Annotated in this window: 18 protein-coding genes; 5 read left to right on the forward strand and 13 right to left on the reverse strand. The window is 33.1% G+C overall.

What is annotated here, in order from left to right:
* The 6 genes from asnS to B4I81_RS11435 all read right to left on the reverse strand — a co-directional run.
* Positions 1-1369, reverse strand: a 1369-nt coding sequence (gene asnS, locus B4I81_RS11410; protein ID WP_291110741.1) for an asparagine--tRNA ligase, incomplete at its 3' end; no start/stop codon positions are given.
* Positions 1370-1398: 29 nt separating this feature from the next.
* Complete coding sequence (locus B4I81_RS11415) at positions 1399-3810, reverse strand: efflux RND transporter permease subunit (protein ID WP_291110742.1); 2412 nt, start codon at positions 3808-3810, stop codon at positions 1399-1401.
* Between the two features lie 75 nt (positions 3811-3885).
* Positions 3886-6369, reverse strand: a complete 2484-nt coding sequence (locus tag B4I81_RS11420; RefSeq protein ID WP_291110744.1) for a DUF5686 family protein — start codon at positions 6367-6369, stop codon at positions 3886-3888.
* 66 nt (positions 6370-6435) lie between these two features.
* Positions 6436-6999 (reverse strand): ribosome recycling factor, encoded by a 564-nt coding sequence (frr, locus tag B4I81_RS11425; RefSeq protein ID WP_250580698.1) that lies wholly within the window; start codon positions 6997-6999, stop codon positions 6436-6438.
* 44 nt (positions 7000-7043) lie between these two features.
* A complete protein-coding gene (pyrH, locus tag B4I81_RS11430) occupies positions 7044-7751 on the reverse strand; it encodes a UMP kinase (protein WP_026724473.1) in 708 nt (235 codons plus the stop codon).
* Positions 7752-7819: 68 nt separating this feature from the next.
* Entirely contained in the window at positions 7820-8599 is a 780-nt protein-coding gene (locus B4I81_RS11435; RefSeq protein ID WP_291110748.1) for a patatin-like phospholipase family protein, read from the reverse strand.
* Positions 8600-8663: 64 nt separating this feature from the next.
* Between B4I81_RS11435 and B4I81_RS11440 the strand changes: the two genes are divergently transcribed.
* Entirely contained in the window at positions 8664-9269 is a 606-nt protein-coding gene (locus tag B4I81_RS11440) for a thioredoxin family protein (RefSeq protein ID WP_291110750.1), read from the forward strand.
* Here B4I81_RS11440 and B4I81_RS11445 read toward each other — a convergent pair.
* From B4I81_RS11445 to B4I81_RS11465, 5 genes are all read right to left on the reverse strand, one after another.
* Positions 9261-9881: a YiiX/YebB-like N1pC/P60 family cysteine hydrolase gene (locus B4I81_RS11445; protein ID WP_291110752.1), complete on the reverse strand. Its 621-nt coding sequence runs from the start codon at positions 9879-9881 to the stop codon at positions 9261-9263. The genes B4I81_RS11440 and B4I81_RS11445 overlap by 9 nt on opposite strands.
* Entirely contained in the window at positions 9871-10569 is a 699-nt protein-coding gene (truB, locus tag B4I81_RS11450; protein WP_291110753.1) for a tRNA pseudouridine(55) synthase TruB, read from the reverse strand. Before truB ends, B4I81_RS11445 begins: the two co-directional genes overlap by 11 nt.
* Positions 10569-11354, reverse strand: coding sequence for an undecaprenyl-diphosphate phosphatase (locus B4I81_RS11455; RefSeq protein ID WP_291110754.1), 786 nt, complete (start codon positions 11352-11354; stop codon positions 10569-10571). Before B4I81_RS11455 ends, truB begins: the two co-directional genes overlap by 1 nt.
* Positions 11355-11421: 67 nt before the next feature.
* Positions 11422-11661, reverse strand: coding sequence for a DUF3098 domain-containing protein (locus tag B4I81_RS11460; RefSeq protein WP_111566266.1), 240 nt, complete (start codon positions 11659-11661; stop codon positions 11422-11424).
* A gap of 41 nt (positions 11662-11702) precedes the next feature.
* Positions 11703-12578 (reverse strand): cell division protein FtsX, encoded by an 876-nt coding sequence (locus tag B4I81_RS11465; protein WP_194093443.1) that lies wholly within the window; start codon positions 12576-12578, stop codon positions 11703-11705.
* Between the two features lie 194 nt (positions 12579-12772).
* Here B4I81_RS11465 and leuS point away from each other — a divergent pair, with 194 nt between their 5' ends.
* Both leuS and B4I81_RS11475 read left to right on the forward strand, forming a co-directional pair.
* Positions 12773-15634, forward strand: a complete 2862-nt coding sequence (gene leuS, locus B4I81_RS11470; protein WP_291110759.1) for a leucine--tRNA ligase — start codon at positions 12773-12775, stop codon at positions 15632-15634.
* A 258-nt stretch (positions 15635-15892) separates the two neighbouring features.
* Complete coding sequence (locus B4I81_RS11475; protein ID WP_291110761.1) at positions 15893-16588, forward strand: zinc metallopeptidase; 696 nt, start codon at positions 15893-15895, stop codon at positions 16586-16588.
* Between the two features lie 81 nt (positions 16589-16669).
* Here B4I81_RS11475 and B4I81_RS11480 read toward each other — a convergent pair whose 3' ends face one another.
* Positions 16670-17140: an Lrp/AsnC family transcriptional regulator gene (locus B4I81_RS11480; protein WP_026724461.1), complete on the reverse strand. Its 471-nt coding sequence runs from the start codon at positions 17138-17140 to the stop codon at positions 16670-16672.
* Positions 17141-17243: 103 nt separating this feature from the next.
* Positions 17244-18614, reverse strand: a complete 1371-nt coding sequence (locus tag B4I81_RS11485) for a saccharopine dehydrogenase family protein (RefSeq protein WP_291110764.1) — start codon at positions 18612-18614, stop codon at positions 17244-17246.
* 123 nt (positions 18615-18737) lie between these two features.
* On the opposite strand from B4I81_RS11485, the gene B4I81_RS11490 reads away from it, so the two are divergent.
* Together B4I81_RS11490 and pckA are read left to right on the forward strand one after the other, a co-directional pair.
* A complete protein-coding gene (locus B4I81_RS11490; RefSeq protein ID WP_291110766.1) occupies positions 18738-19124 on the forward strand; it encodes a DUF423 domain-containing protein in 387 nt (128 codons plus the stop codon).
* Between the two features lie 70 nt (positions 19125-19194).
* On the forward strand, positions 19195-20820 hold the full coding sequence (gene pckA / locus B4I81_RS11495; protein ID WP_291110768.1) for a phosphoenolpyruvate carboxykinase (ATP): 1626 nt from the start codon (positions 19195-19197) through the stop codon (positions 20818-20820).
* Positions 20821-20845 lie beyond the last annotated feature (25 nt).

The raw sequence follows: 20845 nt of genomic DNA on the forward strand, positions 1-20845 counted from the left end.
ATCTTTCAAAACCTAATCCGAAACCTGAGTGCACAGCCGAACCGAATCTTCTAGTGTCTAAATACCACCAAAGTTCTTCTTCGTCGATTCCTAAGGCTTTCATTTTTTCTACTAATACATCGTAACGCTCTTCTCTTTGCGAACCTCCAACAATTTCTCCAATTCCTGGGAATAAAATGTCCATTGCTCTAACAGTTTCTTTTCCTGGTTCCGTGTTGTCGTTCAAACGCATGTAAAACGCTTTAATTTTTGCTGGATAATCAAATAAAATTACCGGACATTTAAAGTGTTTTTCTACTAAGAAACGTTCGTGCTCACTTTGTAAATCAGCACCCCATTCGTTAATGATGTATTGGAATTTTTTCTTTTTATTTGGCGTTGAGTCTTTTAAAATATCAATAGCTTCTGTATAAGAAACACGTTTGAAGTTGTTATCAAGTACAAAACTTAATTTTTCTAAAAGAGACATTTCGCTTCTATCGGATTGAGGTTTTGACTTTTCTTCTTCTAAAAGTCTTGCTTCTAAGAATTTTAAATCATCGCCACACTTATCAACCGTATATTTGATAACGTATTTGATGAAATCTTCAGCCAAATCCATGTTATCCGCTAAATCATTGAAAGCCACTTCTGGTTCAATCATCCAAAACTCAGCCAAGTGACGAGAAGTGTTTGAGTTCTCCGCACGGAATGTTGGTCCGAAGGTATAAATTTGACCTAAAGCCATAGCAAAAGTTTCGCCTTCTAATTGTCCAGAAACGGTTAAGTTGGTTTGTTTTCCGAAGAAATCTTCTTTATAGTTGATGCTTCCGTCTTCGTTTCTTGGAGCCGAACCATCGATTGGCAAAGAAGTTACTTGAAACATTTCTCCAGCACCTTCAGCATCAGAACCTGTGATGATAGGCGTATTCACATAGAAAAATCCTTTTTCTTGAAAATATTGATGTACTGCAAACGCTAAAGTTGATCGCACACGCATAATTGCTCCAAAAACATTGGTTCTTACGCGTAAATGAGCATTTTCGCGTAAAAATTCTAACGAGTGTTTTTTAGGTTGCATTGGGAATTTCTCCGCATCGCTATCACCTAAAATTTCTAATTTCGTTACTTGAATTTCTACTTTTTGTCCAGCGCCCCGACTTTCTGCTAAAGTTCCTGTAACGCAAATAGCAGCTCCAGTTGTTATTCTTTTTAAAGTTTCATCTGGTGTGTTTTCAAAATCTACCACACACTGAATATTATGAATGGTTGAACCATCGTTCAACGCAATAAATTGATTGTTTCTAAATGTTCTAACCCAACCTTTTGCTGTTACTTCATGTAGTGTTTTCGTACTGTTTAAAAGGTCTATAACTTTTGAGTGTTTCATTTCTTTATGTATTATATAATGCAAATATACTATTTCTCGTTTGAATTTTCTTCTTCAATATCTTCTGCTAAAATATCTAATGTTGGTTCTAAAAATTCTTGTTGGTTAGCAATCGTTTTATCTAACGAAAGTAATAATGCTGGTAACAAGATTAGGTTTGAAATCATTGCAAAAAGTAATGTTGTAGCAACTAATCCTCCTAATGCTACAGTTCCGCCAAAGCTAGATAATGTAAATACTGAGAATCCAAAGAACAATACCACTGAAGTGTAAAACATACTAATACCTGCTTCTTTTAAAGTGGCATAGACAGAACGTTTTATTTTCCAATCATTAGCTTTTAATTCTTGACGGTATTTGGCCAAAAAGTGAATCGTATCATCTACTGATATTCCAAACGCAATACTAAATACTAATATGGTGGATGGTTTAATTGGAATTCCAAAATAACCCATTAATCCAGCAGTCATTACTAATGGCAATATGTTTGGTAATAATGAAACGATTATCATCTTGAAAGAACGGAACATGTATGCCATTAATAACGAAATTAAAACAATAGCAAAAATTAGCGATTGTACTAAATTGTCAATTAAATAATGGGTTCCTTTTTCAAAAACATAAGCTTTTCCTGTTAGTGAAACTTCATAGCGTTCTTTCGGGAAAATGTGATTGATTTTGTCTTGTAAACGTTCTTCAATTTTTTGCATTTTGTCTGTACCAATATCTCGCATAAAAGTCGTGATACGTGCATATTGCCCAGTACTATCAACATAGCTTTTCAGCATATTTTCGTTTCCTTTTTTAGTCGAATTTTTTATATAGGATAAAATAAACGCTTCTTCTTGTTTGGTAGGTAATTCGTAATATTCAGGATTTCCGTTATAGTAAGCTTGTTTTGAATATTTGACTAAATTAACAATAGAAACAGGTTTTGATAATTCAGGAATTTCTTCAATGGTTTCTTGAAGTTCTTCTATTCGTTTTAATGTTACTGATTTTAAAGCACCTTTTGGTTTTTTAGTGTCAATAACAATTTCTAATGGCATAACACCATCAAATTCCTTTTCATAGAATAAAATGTCTTTGTAAAAAGGCGCCTTTTTTGGCATATCTTCAATAATACTTCCCGAAATTTTAATTTGATAAATTCCAATAATTCCCATCACTAAAATCCCAATGGCTGTTGAAAAAACAGCAATTCTATGGTGTCTTATTGTGTTTTCAATCCAATGAATAAATTTAGCCATATAGTTTTTACCTAAATGTGCTAAGTGTTTCTCTTTAGGCATTGGCATATAACTATAAACAATTGGAATGATAATTAAACAAAGTATAAATAAGAAAACAATGTTTAATGAAGCTACAACTCCAAATTCTTTCAATAATTTACTATCTGTAAAAATGAAGGTTCCAAAACCAGCAGCAGTAGTTAAATTCGTCATTAAAGTAGCATTCCCAACTTTAGAAATTACCCGTTGTAAGGATTTGGCTTTATTTCCGTGATTTTTAATTTCTTGCTGGTATTTGTTGATAAGGAAAATACAGTTAGGAATTCCGATAACAATGATTAATGGAGGAATAATTGCTGTTAAAACGGTTATTTCATAATGTAACAAACCTAGCGTTCCAAACGACCACATTACGCCAATAATTACCACAAACATGGAAACCATGGTAGCTCTGAAACTTCTAAAAAAGAAAAAGAATAGTAATGAAGTAATTCCAAGTGCTGCACCAACGAACAATCCAATTTCACTAATAATGCTATTAGCATTCAGTGTTCTAATGTATGGCATTCCAGAAACACGAAGATCTAATCCGGTTTCTTTTTCGAAGGCGTTAATTCTGTCTTGGTTAAGATGTTTTTCAATAAATTGTTTTCTTGCAGGTGTGTTTACAATTTTTTTATCCATGTAAATGGCAAAACGCACTGCACCACTTTCTTTATTGAACAGCATACCTTCATAGAAAGGTAAATTATTGAAGAATTCTTTTTCCTTTTCTTTTAGATAATTGTTAGATATGCTATCATTATTGATGAAAGGAACTAATTTGAATTTTTGTTCTAATGTGTCTTTCTCAAGTACTTTTAAATCTTCAATAGATAAGGTAAGTTCAACAGCTTTGTCTTTCTTGATTTCGGCAATGAATTTTTCCCAAGCTTTTATATTTTTCTCGGTAAAGAAATTCTTGTCCTTGAAACCTAATACTACTAGATTTCCTTCTTCACCAAATTTTTCTAAAAAAGAATTGTATTGAATGTTTACTTCATGATCATCAGGTAATAAATTGGCTTCAGTAAAGGTAAAACGCATGTTTTTCCACTGAAAACTCATGAAAATCGTAAAAAGTAAAACAAGAAGTAATAAAAAAACGCGGTTTCTTAAAATTCTACTGGCAATATAATCCCAAAAACTGGTGCTTAACCACTTTAACATCTCTCAAAAATTAGGGTGCAAAGGTAAGGATAATTGCTTGAAATATTGGTGTTGAGCGTAATTTTTAAGTTAAATTTAGAATCCTAAATCTAAATAATAGGATACTTTAATTGCAATGTTGTCATCAAAATTTGGTAATTGGTTGGGGCCATATCTGTAAAAGGCAACTAAGCCAAAACCTTTGAAGATTTTATTGCATTCAACTCCACTTTCAAAAAAACCGTCTTCTAGTGTTTTATATCCTATTCCAACGTGTTGATTATTTTTATTGTTTGAACCAACAGCCATTCGGGTTACGATTGTAAATTCAGGATTAATTTTGTATCCAAGACGAATTTTATTAAAAGTATGTTTTAATTGTAAAGACGCATATTTGTTGGAGAAAAATTCGTTAAAATACATGGTTTCAAAACTGTTTTTTCCTGCAAATGTTATTCGTTGAAGAATGGCATCTCTGTTCAAATTATTAGGAACAATACTGTATAAATGCGTAATTGGAACATCGCCAAATGCTATACCAGTTTGTAGTAAAATCGAACTTTTTTGACCTGACAAAAATGGCAATTCATAATAAGTTTTGAAATCTAGTTTTGAGAAAACGAAATCATTTTCAAGTAAATTGGGTAATGTTTGGGTATACTGAATTGAAAATTTTGGATGTCTTTTTTCATATTCAATTTTTCCAACAGGTGTTTGCATGTAATTACTGAACGGATTCCATTGAATTGCTAATTGTAATGCAGTAATGGTGTAATTGGTATAAGATTTTCCGTCATTTATAAATGTGTAATCAAAAAGAGGCTGAATTTGATTATGAGAAATTCCAAAATAGCTGGAGGTTTTTGGTAAAAACTTACTCTCAATAAAAGCCGAACTCATTTTGTTGTTGTAGAAAGTAGAAATGTTAATTGGTCGTGGATCATAAATTTTGAATCTTCGTGAATCAGTTACAAAATTAGTTTGAGCAATTTCGTAAATGTCTTCAGAATAAGATGCACTTATCCAAGTTTCAGAATTTTTATCAGCTAAGTAAGAAGGAGTAATCCCGAATTTGAATTCCTCATCTTTTAAACCATAAGCGCCATAGAAAGCAACTTTGTATTTTTTTGATAATTTAGAATTGGTTACTGCGCCTAAACCAAAACGGAATCCTTCAAAATTATTGTATTTTACTATACTTCTTAAATCAATATCAAATATAGAAATAGGAACATATCCATTAATAATTTTTCGCCCTAGAAAAATTTTATGTTCGATTTTTTCGGAAAGTGATAAACTGTCAATAGAAGTATAGGTGCGAAGTTTTCTTTTATCTAGACTCTCCTTTTTAAAAACGGACCAATATTCGTTATCTCTTTTTAAACTATTCTCCGGAATTTCAATCTTAACTCTTGGTTTAGAAATTTCAACTTTTTTATTAATTTCTATATCAAAAGGAGTTGATTCAATTATTACAAAGGCATGATCTGTAGCATTATTGTTTTCAATTTCTTCTAGACTAGAGCTGAATTTTATGGTTCCTCCTAATATTTTAATATCTTCATGATTGTTGCCTTTTGAAACTCTAAATTTTCGATTTTTTGGAAACCAGATATCAAATTCTTTTTTATAGTCAAATGTGTAAGTCGCATTAATATTTACTACTCCATAAATTCTAAAATAGGCTTGTGAAATGGCATAATTTTGAGAATCAATATAAAGTAATCCTCTTAGTCTGTTTGTATTGAGTTTTTTAGGTTCAAAATAAATTCGATACGAGCTTCTGCCTTCTATTTTAACTGTATCAATTAGCTTATAATTGTATAACCTTCTGCCATAGTTAGATATTGGATTTTGAACTGGAATTTCAAGTATTTCAAATGGATTTTCATACACCGAATAGGAAATGAGTTTTAAGCCTAAGTATTCATATATAGGTTGTTCAAAACCGGCCATTCTTGTGGCTAAAATTGTTTCTTTGCTTTGTTTTTGATGGTGTTGGATTAAATTTACTTTTTCTGTTTGATACAAATGTTGTTTCTCTGAGAATTTTTTGAATTTGTAATTCGTTGAATCCAATTTAATAGTTGGTTTTCTCAGGAATCTTTTTTTATAAATGGTGTCAATTTTAGAAGAAATACTATCTGGATTTGCGGTTATTTGAAGGTATTCATAATTTTTATATTGAAAAGTCGATAACCCTTTTTCAGGATCGTTTGACTTTCGGTTTTCAATTACTTTCTTAATAATATTGTTTACTTCAATATCAGTGTGAATTTCCGTTTTCTTTTCGTTTAAATCGTTAACAAGTTTAATTGTAATGAATTGAATTTCCTTTTGTGGATAAAAGGTCTTTTCATAATATCCTTTAAAATTTATTCTTGCTGGAATTTTGATATCTTTTACATCAATTGTAAATTTCCCTTCCCAATCGGCATTGAATTTTTTATTATCATAAGAAATTGAAGCAAAAGCGATGGGAACTTTTGAATCAAAGTCGATAACTTGTCCTTTAATTTTGGTTTGTGCTACAGAACTAAGAGAAATGAAAAAGCACAAAAAAAGCCAAAAGTATTTCATGAAGGGTTTATTTCTTACAAAGATATTCAAAATAAAAAATCCCGACTACGAATCGGGATTTAAAATTTATACTTTCATGATTTCAGCTTCTTTAACGGCTAAAAGCTCTTCAATTTTCTTGATGAACGCATCTGTTAATTTTTGAACATCTTCTTCTGCTTTTTTACATATGTCTTCCGCTGTTCCGTTTTTTTCTTCTTTCTTGATATCCGTGTTCGCATCTTTTCTGTGATTTCGGATACCAATTTTTGCTTCTTCAGCTTCGTGTTTCGCTTGTTTAACTAAGTCGCGTCTTCTTTCTTCTGTTAAAGCAGGAATGTTGATGATAATGTTTTCACCATTATTCATTGGGTTTAACCCTAAATTAGCAATCATAATTGCTTTTTCAATTGGGCCTAACATATTTTTTTCCCAAGGAGTAACGGTTAATGTTCTCGCATCTGGAGCATTGATGTTGGCTACTTGTGAAATAGGCGTTTGCGAACCATAATAATCCACAAAAACACCACCTAGCATTTGAGGCGAAGCTTTTCCAGCTCTAATATTTAAGAATTCTTTTTCTAAATGAGCAATCGAACCATTCATAGCTTCTTTTGCACTGTCTAAAATAAAGTTAATCTCTTCAGTCATATCTCTAAATTTTTACTTCGTACTTCTAATTTTGTACTTTGTACTTATATTGTTACTGTTGTTCCGATAGTTTCGCCTTCGCAAACTTTTAACAAGTTACCATCTTTATTCATGTCAAACACAATAATAGGTAATTTATTTTCTTGACTTAATGTAAAAGCAGTGGTATCCATTACATTTAATCCTTTTGCTAATACATCTTCAAACGAAATAAAGTCGAATTTAACTGCATCTGCATTTTTTTCTGGGTCTGAAGTGTAAACACCATCAACACGAGTTCCTTTTAAAATTACATCAGCACCTACTTCAATTCCTCTTAAAACTGCTGCTGTATCTGTTGTAAAGTACGGATTTCCAGTTCCAGCACCAAAAATTACAATTCTTCCTTTTTCTAAATGGCGAGTAGCTCTTCTTTTGATATAAGGTTCAGCAATAGCTTCAATTTTTAAAGCGGTTTGTAAACGCGTTTGCATTCCAGCTTCTTCTAAAGCACCTTGTAAAGCCATACCGTTAATAACTGTTGCCAACATTCCCATGTAATCACCTTGCACTCTGTCCATTCCGTTGCTTGCACCAGCTACACCTCTAAAAATGTTTCCACCACCAATAACGATTGCAATTTCTACACCTTTATCGTGAATTTGTTTTATTTCGGCAGCATACTCAGCTAAGCGTTGTGGGTCAATTCCATATTGTCTATCACCCATTAAAGCCTCACCGCTTAATTTTAGAAGAATTCTTTTGTACTTCATCGTGTGTTGTATTATTTGTGGTGCAAATATAGTTAAATAGCTTTTTTTAGAAAAAAATGTTTTAACAATTATATATCTAAATTTTGAAATGATTTTTTAGCCTCGTTGTATCCAATCTCAAAAATGGCATTCATTTTAGTTTTACTGGTTTCAAATGTACTAAAATTAGCTAATTCCTTTGGTTCGATAACCCAATCACACAAATTGAACTTTTGATAATTGTAATTGGCATACAATAAATCAAAGGCTCTACTGGTGACAGATTTTATTGATTTTAAATCTTTGGATTCGATATTTTGAATTGGACTTACGTAAACCCCAATTAAATAATCACATCTTCCTTGTAAAATATCGGTTGGGAAATGATTCAAAATACCACCATCGCTGTATAATTTCTTATTGATTTCATATGGTGATAACATTCCTGGAAAAGAGGATGAAGCTAAAATAGCATCGATAAGTTTCGCTTCGGAATTAAAAATTTTCAGTTTTCCTTTAACCAAATCGGTTGCCGTGATGTAAGCTGGAATTTTTAAATCACCAATGGTGACATCACCTAAAATTTCTGCAAAATAACTTTTGAAGGATTCCGAATCAATCAATCCTGCTTTTTTGAATGTAAAATGTTTCCAATGAAAAAAGTAAATCGATTTGAAAAATTCTAGAATTTCTTCTGGCGTTTTTCCAAAAGCAAATAATCCCCCAACGATAGCACCAGCACTTGTTCCAGCAATACAAGAAGGTTGGATACCTTGTTCAGTTAAAAATTGCAAAGCACCAGCATGAGCAATTCCTTTAGAACCCCCACCTGACAATACAATTCCGATAGATTTTGACGAATTTTCCATATGTAACATTTCTTACAGATAATTACCAAAATTAGAATTAAATTTGCCAAATAAAGTTAAGAAGATGATAAATACTATAAAACAAGCACTAGAAAACAGTTTTTCTTATGCCGATTACAGGAAAAAAGTAACCAGTTTAATTGCTGAAGGAAAATCTACTGGTCACACGCAATCAGAAGATTTATTGAAATACTCCGAACTGAATGAGACGAGAATGAATCGTTTAGAAAAAACTATCGAGGTTACAGATGAGGTAAAAACAAAACTACAAAACTTAGATAAAAAATACATTTGGTTGGTACTAAGCGAAGGTTGGTGTGGCGACGCTGCCCAAATTGTTCCTGTAATTCACAAAATGGCGGAAGTAACAGATAAAGTAGAATTAAAAATTGCTTTGCGCGATGATAACGATGCTTTAATGCAACATTTTTTAACCAATGGAGGAAAAGCAATTCCAAAATTAATCATTTTAGATGCGGAAACTTTTGAAGTTGTGGCCGATTGGGGGCCAAGACCAGCAGGTGCAAAACAATTAATCTTAGATTACAAAGCTGCTCATGGTGTAGTAGATGAAACCGCTAAAATTGAATTGCAAAAATGGTATTTACACGATAAAGGAATTTCGATTCAGAACGAAATCGTGGAAATGCATGAAAATATCTTAGCGTAAAGTTCCAATAATTTTTAACTTATTAGAAGTGGAAATTCCGCCAGGGTTACAGCCTAGTTGACCTTCAGGGATTTCCATTTTTAGTTTTTCATAATAGTCTGCCCAAACTTCGAAATACTCATTTGATTTTGGCGATTTAAAAGTCATCGGAAATAAATCAAACAAAGGTTTTTTGTATGAATGCAAAAACGCATCATAAATTAATTCCGAACAATAATATTTTCCATTGTCGTATAAATATTCATCGTCATAGGGAACTCCAACTTGTTGTAATGAAAACGAAATGGCTTCTGGAATGTATTTACGGTATTTTCTTTTTAATCTTCCTACGAACATTTCTTCTTTTGTGTAGGTTTTGAATGTTTCATAAGGTGTAACTTTTACAGCTTTTCCAGCAGCTTCTATTACGAAAATCGAATCGTTTTTGATGTACACCATTCCCAAATGACTGAAATCTTTTCCTTGATAACCTTCGGTTACTTCGTTAATTGCTTCGCAAAGTGGGCCGCAATTCATAGATTGAAACAATAAATCGCCTGTTTTTAGTTTTACGTTTTGTGAGAAACCAAAAAGGGAAATTATAATTAGAAGAATCGAAAGTCTAAATTTCATCTTTTATTTGTTTTTCAAAATCATCAGGAGTAATTGCATTTTTAACATCATAATCCCCAATTTTAGTTCTTCGAAGCGCGGTTAAATGTCCGCCTGATTGTAACGCTAATCCAAAGTCATACGCTAACGAACGAATGTAAGTTCCTTTACTACATTTTACTCTAAAATCGATTTCTGGTAATTGAATTCTAGTGATTTCAAATTCGTAAATAGTAGTTTTTCTCGATTGAATTTCTACTTCTTCACCAGCGCGTGCGTGTTCATACAAACGTTTTCCATCTTTTTTAATCGCAGAAAAAACAGGAGGTTTCTGGTCGATTTCACCTAAAAACTGTTTTGTGGTTTCCAAAATCAATTCTTCGGTAATGTGTTCGGTTGGAAAAGTAGCGTCAATTTCGGTTTCTAAATCATACGATGGAGTAGTAGCTCCAACCATAATCGTTCCCGTATATTCTTTAGCTTGTGCCTGAATTTCAGTAATGCTTTTGGTGAATTTTCCTGTGCAAATAATTAATAAACCAGTTGCTAACGGATCTAAAGTTCCAGCGTGACCAATTTTGAATTTCTTTGGTAAGTCGTATTTGCGTTTTAAAATGTATTTCAATTTATTAACCGCTTGAAAAGAGGACCAAGTCAAGGGTTTGTCGATTAAAAGTACTTTTCCTGCTAAAAATTCTTCGGCATTCATTAGATAATAGTTAATTTTTGAACGAAGAAATGAATGAATAGAATTGCAATTCCAGCAACGATTCGGTAATAACCAAAAACTTTAAATCCGTGTTTGGTTAAAAATCCGATGAATGATTTAATAGCGATTAAGGCTACAATAAATCCAACCACATTTCCAATGATTAACAAATTAATTTGGTCGTCAGAAAGTACAAAACCATCTTTATAATAATCGTATGATTTTTTCAAAGTTGCTCCTAACATCGTTGGAATCGCTAAGAAAAATGAAAATTCGGCTGCAGTTGTTCGCGATAATTTTTGTGTCATTCCGCCTACAATACTAGCGCCACTTCTAGAAACACCTGGAATCATCGCTAAACATTGGAATAATCCAATTTTAAAAGCGGTTAAATAGGAAATTTCAGTTCCTTCCGAATTGCCAAACCATTCATCAACTTTCAATAATAAAAAGCCACCGATAATTAGGGAAACTGCTACAGTGATAGGATTTTCTAGTAAACCATCGATAAAATCACTTAATAACAATCCAAAAATTACGGCAGGAATAAAAGCAACGAATAATTTAAAGTAAAAATCAAGCGACTGAAAAAAGCGTTTGAAGTAGAGAACAATCACTGAAAGTATCGTTCCTAGCTGAATTACAATCGTGAAGAGTTTAGTAAAATCGTCTTGTGCAATGCCAAAAAAAGACGAAGCAATAATCATATGACCTGTTGAGGAAACAGGTAAAAATTCGGTTATTCCTTCAATAATGGCAAGAATAATGGCTTGAAGTGTATTCATTTTAGTAATTAGTGATTAGTGACTAGTGATTAGCAAAACCTGCTTACTAATAACTGAACACTGAAGACTATTTTTTAGGGTTTTTTAAAATCGAATAAATCGTAATTCCAAATCCAATTAAAACTACGGTTGGAGCTAAACGAATTCTTCTGAAACTAAATAATTCTTCACCATTGAATACATTTGGATCTTCGCTTCCGCCACCACTCATTAGGATAAATCCAAGCGCAATCACAGCTAATCCAACTAAAAGAATTTTATAATTTACTTTATCAAAAAGAAATTCAGGTTTGTTGTTATTTTCCATTTTTATATTTTTTTAATTCACTGAACGCTATTCAATGAATACTAATAAAGATCGTCTGTTTTTAAATTCAAGAAACGTTGTGTAGCAAAAAAGGTACTAATCCAAGTAATTAGAATTCCAATTCCTAAAACACCAGTAATTACAATACCAAGCGAAACGTAATCTTTAGCAATGCCTAAACTTGGGAATATACCATCTACATAAATAGCTAAAGCGATAATTCCGATGATAGCTAATCCAGAACCAATTAATCCTAGTTTAATACTTCTCCAAATAAAAGGTTTTCTAATGAACGATTTTGTTGCTCCCACCATCTGCATGGTTTTAATAGTAAAACGGTGAGAATAAATCGATAATCGCATAGAACTGTTGATTAACAACATCGCTACAACCGTTAAAATTCCGCTGATTATTAAAATCCAAAACGTGATTTTTGTTACGTTTTCGTTTACCATGTCAACCAATTCTTTATCGTAGATAATTTCCGAAACCATTTCGTTTTTACGAATGTTACGTTCAATTTTCTTGATACTATCGGCATTAACGTAATCCCCTTTTAAGTGAATATCAAATGAATTTTGAAGCGGATTGAATCCTAAAAACTCCATAAAATCTTTTCCAACGATGTCCACATTATTTTTAGCAGCACTATCCTTGTGAACAAACGCATATTCTTTGATGAATTTTGCATTTTTCATTTCAGTATCAAAAGCACTGATGATAGAATCATTTGCATCGTTATCAAAGAAAACGGTCATCGGGATGTTTTCTTTAAAATCGTTAGTTATCTTTTTCGAATTAATTACAAAAAGTCCTAAAGCTCCCAAAAGGAACAATACTAAAAAGATACTCAATACTACCGAAAAGTAAGAAGATATCAAACGTCGTTTGTTGTAATTTTCAAAAGATGATGCCATATATTTCTATTTAAGCCGTAAAAATAGTAAAGAAATTTTGTTTACATAGAATATAACAACAAAGTTTTAACTTTAGTATTATAAAATGTATTTTTGCACCGAAAAAAAATAGTAGTCAGTCGCAGTCGCAGTCATCAGTAGTTCAAATTGAGGCTAAAAACTGAGACTGAAAACTGAGACTGAAAACTAAAATAATGAAGTACTTCCATAACGAAATCGAAGCCAAATGGCAACAATATTGGGCAGAAAACCAAACTTTTGCTGCATCAAATAATTCAGACAAACCAAAATATTATGTTTTAGACATGTTTCCTTATCCTTCTGGAGCGGGCTTACACGTTGGGCATCCGCTGGGTTACATTGCTTCTGATATTGTGGCGCGTTATAAAAGACATCAAGGTTTTAATGTATTGCATCCACAAGGGTACGATTCATTTGGTTTACCAGCCGAACAATATGCGATTCAAACAGGTCAACATCCAGAAAAAACCACTCGTGAGAATATTGCGCGCTACCGTGAACAATTAGATAAAATCGGATTTTCATTCGATTGGAGTAGAGAAGTGCGTACATCAAATCCAGATTATTACAAACATACGCAGTGGATTTTTATCCAATTATTCGAATCTTGGTACAACAAAAATTCGGATAAAGCAGAAAGCATTTGCACTTTAATTCAAGAATTCGAGAAAAACGGAAATGCGAATGTAAATGCCGTTTGTGATGATAATATTGCACCATTTTCAGCTTCAGAATGGAAAGCATTTTCTTCTGAAGAACAACAAAAAATCTTATTACAATATAGATTAACCTATTTAGCCGAGACTGAAGTAAACTGGTGTCCGGCTTTAGGAACAGTTTTAGCTAATGACGAAATCGTAAACGGTGTTTCAGAACGTGGTGGACACCCGGTAATTCGTAAAAAAATGACACAATGGTCGATGCGAATTTCAGCTTACGCAGAACGCTTGATACAAGGTTTAGAAACTATCGATTGGAGTGAATCTATTAAAGAATCACAAAGAAATTGGATTGGAAAATCAGTTGGAGCTGCTGTTACTTTTAATTTGAAAAATCATGATGCAGTTATCGAAGTATTTACAACGCGTCCTGATACCATTTTCGGAGTAACGTTTATGACGTTAGCGCCAGAACACGAATTGGTTGCTCAAATCACAACTCCAGAACAAAAAGCAGCGGTTGATGCTTACATTGAAGCTACTGCAAAACGTTCGGAAAGAGAAAGAATGGCAGATGTTAAAACGATTTCAGGTGTTTTCACTGGTGCGTATGCGGAACATCCTTTTACGAAAGAACCAATTCCAGTTTGGATTGGCGATTACGTATTGGCTGGTTATGGAACAGGTGCGGTGATGGCGGTTCCATGTGGCGATGAGCGTGATTATGCTTTCGCGAATTTCTTCAAAGGAACACACGGAATGCCTGAAATTAAAAATATTTTCAACCAAGATATTTCAGAAGCAGCTTACGGAGAAAAAGGCGGTTTCGAATTAGTAAATTCTGACTTCTTAAATGGTTTGGATTACAAATCGGGAACTAAAAAAGTCATTGAAGAATTAGAAAAAATTGGAGCAGGAAAGGCAAAAGTAAATTACCGTTTACGTGATGCGGTTTTCTCTCGCCAACGCTATTGGGGTGAACCTTTTCCAGTATATTATGTGAATGGTTTACCACAAATGATTGACAAAAAACATTTGCCAATTGTTTTGCCAGAAGTAGAAAAATATTTACCAACCGAAGATGGTCAGCCACCTTTAGGAAACGCAACGGTTTGGGCGTGGGACAGTGTTCAGCGTTCAGTGGTTAGTAATCAGTTAATAGATAATGTAACTATTTTTCCACTTGAATTAAACACGATGCCAGGTTGGGCAGGTTCTTCTTGGTATTGGATGCGTTATATGGATGCGCACAACACCGAAGAATTTGCAAATGAAGAAGCTTTAAAATATTGGGAAAACGTAGATTTATACATTGGTGGAAGCGAACACGCTACCGGACATTTATTGTATTCTCGTTTTTGGAACAAATTCTTAAAAGATAGAGGTTTCGCTCCAACTGAAGAGCCATTCAAAAAATTAATCAATCAAGGAATGATTTTAGGAATGAGTGCTTTTGTTTACAGAAGTGAAGATTCAAAAACCTTATATTCAAAAGGATTGATTAAAGATAAAAATGTTCACCCAATTCACGTTGATTTATCTTGTATTAATGATATTACTAACGAATTAGACATTGAAAAATTCAAAGCACATCCATTATATTCAGATTATAAAGATGCGGAATTCATTTATGAGGATGCTGCTAGGGACAGCTCGCGAGCTGTCCGTACATTTATTGTAGGTCGTGAAGTAGAAAAAATGTCAAAATCGAAATACAATGTAGTCAATCCAGATGATATTTGTAATGAATATGGTGCCGATACGTTGCGTTTGTACGAAATGTTTTTAGGACCATTAGAGCAAGCAAAACCTTGGAATACCGCTGGAATCACAGGTGTTTACGGTTTCTTGAAAAAACTATGGCGTTTGTATTTTGATGACAACGGTTTAAACATCACCAATGACGAACCAACAGCGGATATGTACAAATCGCTACATAAAACCATCAAAAAAGTAACGGAAGATATTGAGAATTTCTCTTTTAATACGTCGGTTTCTCAATTCATGATTTGTGTAAACGAATTACAACAATTAAAATGCAATCATAGAGCAATTTTAGAACCATTAGCGGTTTTAGTTTCTCCTTATGCGCCTCATATTGCTGAGGAATTGTGGTCTGCTCTAGGTCATGAAGGTTCCATTGCAACGGTTGCTTTTCCAAAATTTGAAGAAAAATATTTAGTAGAATCTGAAAAAGAATATCCGGTTTCTTTCAATGGAAAAATGCGTTTCACTATTAAATTGCCATTAGATTTAACGGCAGCTCAAATTGAAGAAATTGTAATGACAGACGAAAGAACACAAGCACAATTACAAGGTAGAACTCCAAATAAAGTCATTATTGTTCCGGGTAAGATTATTAATTTGGTAGGATAATTTCAATACATTTTTGTCATGCTGAAAGAATCTCACGCAAACTTTGTAGAGTCTCTTTCAGAGTAACAAACTTGTGATTAATATGAAACCGCAGATTCACTGATTTCAAATTAATCTGCGAATCTGCGGTTTTTTCTTTTAGTTTTTGTAACATTTTTCATTTTTTACGTATAATAAATAAATCAAAATGTCAACTTGTCATTTAAGATAAATTGGCTTAAATTTTGTATATAGTTTATAAAATTAAAAAGAAAAATTATGTTTGGATATTATATCATGATTGGGGCGATTGCTCTAGTAAGTTGGTTAGTAAGCTCGCGTTTGAAGAGCAAGTTTGAATACTATTCAAAAGTGTCATTACGAAACGGAATGAGTGGAGCAGAAATCGCCGAGAAAATGCTTCACGATCACGGAATTTTTGATGTAAAAGTAATTTCAACACCCGGAAGATTAACGGATCATTACAATCCTATGGATAAAACGGTAAACTTATCAGAAGCAGTTTATAATCAAAGAAATGCGGCTGCGGCTGCTGTTGCGGCTCACGAAGTGGGACATGCGGTGCAACATGCTCAGGCCTACAGTTGGATAACGATGCGTTCTAAAATGGTGCCTGTAGTAAACATTTCGTCAAGCATGTCGCAATGGTTGATTATGGGTGGTTTGATTTTAGGTTTCGCTTCTAAATCAAGTATTGGTTTTTATGTAGCGGTTGCAGGTTTAATTTTAATGGCTATTGCAACTACCTTCAGTTTCGTTACGCTTCCAGTGGAATACGATGCAAGTAACAGAGCATTAGCTTGGTTGAAAAATAAAAACATGGTTAGCCAACAAGAATATGCAGGTGCCGAAGATTCATTAAAATGGGCAGCAAGAACTTATGTTGTTGCAGCTTTAGGAGCTTTAGCGTCTTTGTTATATTGGGCTTTCCAAATTTTAGGTTCGAGAGAATAATTAGTTTGATATTATATTTTAAAACCCAAATTCATTCAGAGTTTGGGTTTTTTGTTTGTTCTTGATTTTTGAATTTGAAATTTACAACTGAATTTGTCTCTCAATTTGTTGTTCTAAAGAAATATAGGTTTCGGTTCTTGAAACGCCATCAATGGGTTGTATTTTCTTGTTGAGTAATTGCATCAAATGCTCGTTATCTCGACAAATGATTTTGATTAAAATACTCCAATTCCCGGTCGTATAATGACATTCCAAAACTTCTGGAATCTTTTTCAATTCTTTCACTACTTCTGGATTACTTGACGCTTTTTCTAAATATATTCCGATAAAAGCCATCGTACTATAACCCAAAACTTTCGTGTCCACAATAAACTTCGAACCTGAAATCACACCCGCTTGTTCTAATTTTCGCAAACGTTGATGAATCGCAGCACCCGAAATCCCAATTTTATTCGCAATCTGTAAAATAGGTTTGCGAGCATCTTCCATTAAATCGCGAAGAATTTCTTTATCGATTCCGTCGATTTCAATTTGTAAGTGATTTATCTTCATTTTCAATTTATTTGAAAGTAAAAATACAAAATCAATTTCAAACGTAATAAAAAAATCCGAAACCAATTACGATTTCGGATTTTCTATTTTGAATAATAATTGCTTAATTCTTTACATTTAGAGGATTATAACCTAAATACGGAACTTCAATTTCTTTGAAAATTACACCATAATCTTCTAGTTCTTTTAAGATGGGCTTGTACACTTCTTTAGTAATTGGCAATTGAACTCCAGGAGTTGTAATTTCTTTGTTTAAGATTTTCAATGTAGCAATAGCAACGGGAAGTCCAACCGTTTTTGCCATAGCTGTATAGGTTTGGTCATCACCAATACAAACCATGGTAGCATCAATTTGTTTTTTCTCACCATTTAATTCATAGCCAAATTTATGATACATTACAATCATGTCTTTATCATTTGGTTCTAAAGCCCATTTTTCAGCTAAGATTTTTTCTAAAATTTGGGCTGGCGTCGCTTTAACTAATCCTACTTTTTTGTTTGGATTGAATAAATCGATTTCTACTAATTTATCCCAAATTATATCGTCTTGATCAATTTTTTGAATGGCGCGAAGTTTAATTTCCACAGTATCGGTTGGATGATAAGGTAAAAATGAATTTGTAAATTCACGATAGGTCATTTCTTCCGAATTGTCAATCGTATAAGAATCATCGGTCATGCCTAATTGTACTAAAATATCCCAAGCTCTTGAATACCCCACTCTTCTGATGGTTCCTCGGTAACAAGTTAAAGCGTCATCTAATCCGTAAACGCTTCTATATTTTAGAGAATCACGATTTGCGTATGCTTCAAATCTTCCGTAACCTTCTACCTCTAAAAATTCAGTTCTTCTAAATAATTTTGAATAGGGAATGTATTTGTATTTTCCTTCTTGTATGAATTTTGCAGCTCCGCCTTGTCCAGCCAAAACTACGTTTCTAGGATTCCAAGTAAATTTGTAATTCCATAAATTAGTATCGCTTTCAGGAGCAACTAATCCACCACAGAACGATTCAAATAAAATGATTTCTCCGCCTTTTTCACGAATTTCATCTAATACTTTCATCGCACTCATGTGGTCGATTCCTGGGTCAAGCCCAATTTCGTTCATAAAAACCAAACCGTTTTCTTTAGCAGCAGCGTCTAATTCTTGCATCGCTGGACTAATATAAGATGCAGTTACCATGTGTTTTTTATAGGTAATACAGTCTTTAGCAACTTCTAAATGCAAATGTGCTGGTAACATAGAAACAACCACATCTGCCTTTTGAATTTCTTCTTTTCGTTGCGCTTCATTAAAAATATCAAAAGCAATCGCTCTCGCATTTTTATGATTGTTGGTTTTTTGTTTAGCCAATTCTTCTGACAAATCGCCAATAGTAAGCTGAAGATTTTGTGCTTCGGAATGGTCTAAAAGGTATTTTATAAGGGATGAAGCAGAACGACCCGCTCCAATGACTAAAATTTGTCTCATTTTGTAAAATCTGAAAATATCACACGAAGATAGTAAAATGTTATATTTGTAAAAACAAATTCTTCATTTATGTCATAATTTAACATAAAAACTTTTGCTATCTTTGGTCTCAAATTTTATAAAATGGACAAGAAAATTCTTTTGGTTGCGGTTATTTTGGGAGTTACAGCAATAATTTTGGGAGCATTTGGGGCTCATGGATTAAAAAAAGTACTTTCGGTGGAACAATTGGCAACATTTGAAGTTGGGGTGCGTTATCAAATGTATCATGCTTTGTTTTTACTTTTTATTGGAACTTTTACTTTTTTAGGAGAGAAAGAACGTTCGATTATTTTTTATTTGACAATAATTGGCGTTTTGTTTTTTTCAGGCTCTATTTATTTTTTGGCTACAAATACAATTACAAATTTAAAGACAAAATTTTTAGGTCCGATTACACCAATTGGGGGGCTGTTTTTGGTTTCAGCTTGGGGATACTTATTTTATGTTATTTTATCTAAAAAACACTAAATTAAAAGGATATCTCAAATTTAATTTATAATTTTGCACTTTATTTATAAACACAACAAAACCTAATTTTATGGATACGAATGCTCAAACTACGAAATCGATTTCGTTAGAAAAATACGGAATCGTTAATGTGTCAGAAATCATATACAATCCTTCATACGATTATTTATATAATGAAGAATTAAACCCAGCTTTAGAAGGTTTTGAAAGAGGTCAGTTGTCAGAACTTGGAGCGGTAAACGTAATGACTGGTGAATTCACAGGTCGTTCTCCTAAAGACAAATATATTGTTAAAGATAGCGTTACAGAAAACACGATTTGGTGGAATTCTGATAAAGCAGCTAACGATAACAAACCAATTTCTCAAGATACTTGGAATGCTTTAAAAGAAACTACGGTAAAGCAATTATCAAATAAAAAATTATACGTTGTTGACGCTTTTTGTGGAGCAAACGAAAACACTAGACTGAAAGTTCGTTTCATCATGGAAGTAGCATGGCAAGCACACTTTGTAAAAAACATGTTCATCCGTCCAACAGAAGCAGAATTAGATAACTTTGGTGAGCCTGATTTCGTAGTAATGAATGGTTCAAAAACAAGTTTTAAAGATTACGCAGCTCACGGATTAAATTCTGAAGTATATGTGGCATTTAACTTAACTGAAAAAATCCAATTAATTGGAGGAACTTGGTACGGTGGTGAAATGAAAAAAGGATTGTTCTCTATGATGAACTATTACTTACCATTACAAGGAATTGCTTCTATGCACTGTTCGGCTAATAAAGGAAAAGATGGCGATGTTGCTGTTTTCTTTGGATTATCAGGAACAGGAAAAACTACATTATCAACAGATCCAAAACGTGAATTAATAGGAGACGACGAACACGGATGGGATAATGATGGTGTTTTCAACTTTGAAGGTGGATGTTATGCTAAAACTATCGATTTAAGTGCAGCAAACGAACCAGATATCTTTGGAGCTATCAAAAGAGATGCGTTGTTAGAAAATGTAACCGTTGATGCTAACGGAAAAATTGATTTCAAAGATGGTTCAGTGACACAAAATACACGTGTTTCTTATCCAATTTATCATATTGAAAATATTGTAAGACCCGTTTCTAAAGCAGGTCACGCTACTAAAGTTATTTTCTTAACGGCAGATGCATTCGGAGTAATGCCGCCAGTTTCTAAACTAACTCCAGAGCAAACTAAATATTACTTCTTATCAGGATTTACAGCTAAATTAGCCGGAACTGAAAGAGGAGTAACACAACCAGAACCAACATTCTCAGCTTGTTTCGGAAAAGCATTCTTATCATTACACCCAACAAAATACGGTGAAGAATTAGTTAAGAAAATGGAGCAACACAATGCTACAGCTTATATGGTTAACACAGGTTGGAACGGAACAGGAAAACGTATTTCAATTAAAGATACTCGCGCAATTATCGATGCTATTTTAGATGGTTCTATCGAAAATGCAGAAACGAAAACAGTTCCAGTATTTAATTTTGTAGTGCCTACTGCTTTACCAAATGTAGATACTAACATTTTAGATCCAAGAAATACCTATGCTGATGCAGCTGAATGGCAAACAAAAGCAGAAGATTTAGCTTCAAGATTCATCAAAAACTTCGTTCAATATACAGACAACGAAGAAGGAAAATCATTAGTGGCAGCTGGTCCTCAATTGTAATATTAAGAAAATTTATATACAAAAA

Origin of the sequence: Flavobacterium sp. UBA6195 (assembly GCF_002422095.1) — a bacterium.
In the GTDB taxonomy this organism is placed as follows: Bacteria; Bacteroidota; Bacteroidia; order Flavobacteriales; family Flavobacteriaceae; genus Flavobacterium.